The organism is Nocardia araoensis NBRC 100135 (assembly GCF_000308435.1).
Lineage (GTDB): Bacteria > Actinomycetota > Actinomycetes > Mycobacteriales > Mycobacteriaceae > Nocardia > Nocardia araoensis.
This window is the reverse complement of sequence record NZ_BAFR01000272.1, coordinates 1-1,344: the sequence shown is the minus strand read 5'-3', so window position 1 is coordinate 1,344 and position 1,344 is coordinate 1. Positions and strand designations below refer to the sequence as shown.

1 protein-coding gene is annotated in these 1,344 nt (G+C 64.6%); it reads left to right on the top strand.

Annotated features, from left to right (window positions below; translation table 11 throughout):
• Positions 1–44: 44 nt before the first annotated feature.
• Positions 45–1,315, top strand: a protein-coding gene (locus ON21_RS30340) for an IS3 family transposase (protein WP_157171027.1) whose coding sequence is annotated in 2 segments (ribosomal slippage) — positions 45–333 and positions 333–1,315 — 1,272 coding nt in all. Because the reading frame shifts where the segments join, the coding sequence is not laid out codon by codon here.
• The last annotated feature ends 29 nt before the right edge of the window (positions 1,316–1,344 follow it).

Here is a 1,344-nt window from a genome sequence, read left to right as displayed (position 1 = left end):
TGAATCGCCCCGGCGGGTCGGGAGACTTCATCTGTTGAGGAAGGATGAAGTCCGTGAGTTCGAAGAAGTACCCGCCGGAGCTGCGTGAGAGGGCTGTCCGCATGGTCGCGGAGGTTCGTGAGCAGTACGAGTCGGAATGGGCCGCGATCGGCGCGGTCGCTGACCTGCTCGGGGTGGGGACCGCGGAAACGGTCCGCAAATGGGTTCGCCAGGAACAGGTCGACGCCGGCGCCAGGGCGGGGGTGACCAGCGAGGAGTCCGCGGAGTTGAAGCGATTGCGACGGGAGAACGCAGAGCTCAAGCGTGCCAACGCGATTCTGAAGGCGGCGTCGGCTTTCTTCGCCGCCGAGATCGACCGGCCGCAGCGCTGATTACGAGGTTCATCACCGAACACCAAGGCCGCCGCGAGGGCGGCGGGCTTCGGTGGAGCGTCGAGTCGATCTGCGCCGGGCTCTGCGAGCTCGGCGTGAAAGCCGCTCCCTCAACATATTACGAACATCGCAAGCGAGTACCCACGAGACGTCAGGTCCGCGATGAGAAACTGAAACCGCAGATCGTGCGGGTTCATCGTGAGAACTTCGGTGTCTACGGCGCCCGCAAGGTATGGCTGCAGCTGAACCGGGAAGGCCATCGGGTCGCCCGCTGCACGATTGAACGCCTGATGCGGGAGCTTCACCTGCGCGGAGTGCGGCGCGGCCGGGTCAAGCGCACCACGATCGCCGATCCGGCGGCTGAACGGCCTGCGGATCTGGTGCACCGCCGGTTCGCGCCGACAGCGCCGAACCATGTCTGGGTTGCCGATATCACCTACGTGTCGACCTGGTCCGGCTGGGTCTACGTGGCGTTCGTGATCGACGCCTACGCCCGGCGGATCATCGGCTGGCGCACCGGCACCACGATGACCACCAGCCTGGTCCTCGACGCGATCGAGCACGCGATCTGGACCCGCGAAAGAGCGGGACGGGATGTGAAAAATGTTGTGCACCATACTGATAGAGGTTCTCAGTATACGTCGATTGCCTTCACCGAACGTCTCGCCGAGGCCGGGATCCAGCCCAGCGTGGGGGCGGTGGGATCGAGCTTCGACAATGCTCTCGCCGAAACGATCAACGGCCTCTACAAGACCGAACTGATCAAGCCGCGCGGCCCGTGGCGCAGTGTCGATCACGTCGAGTTCGCCACTGCGGAATGGGTGGACTGGTTCAACCACCGGCGGCTCTACCGGTACTGCGGCGACATCCCACCCGCCGAGATGGAGGCCGCCTACTACGCTCAAAACCCTGCCCAGCCATCCGCTGGGCTGTCACACCAATAGGTCTCCGGACTCGCCGGGGCGATTCACAC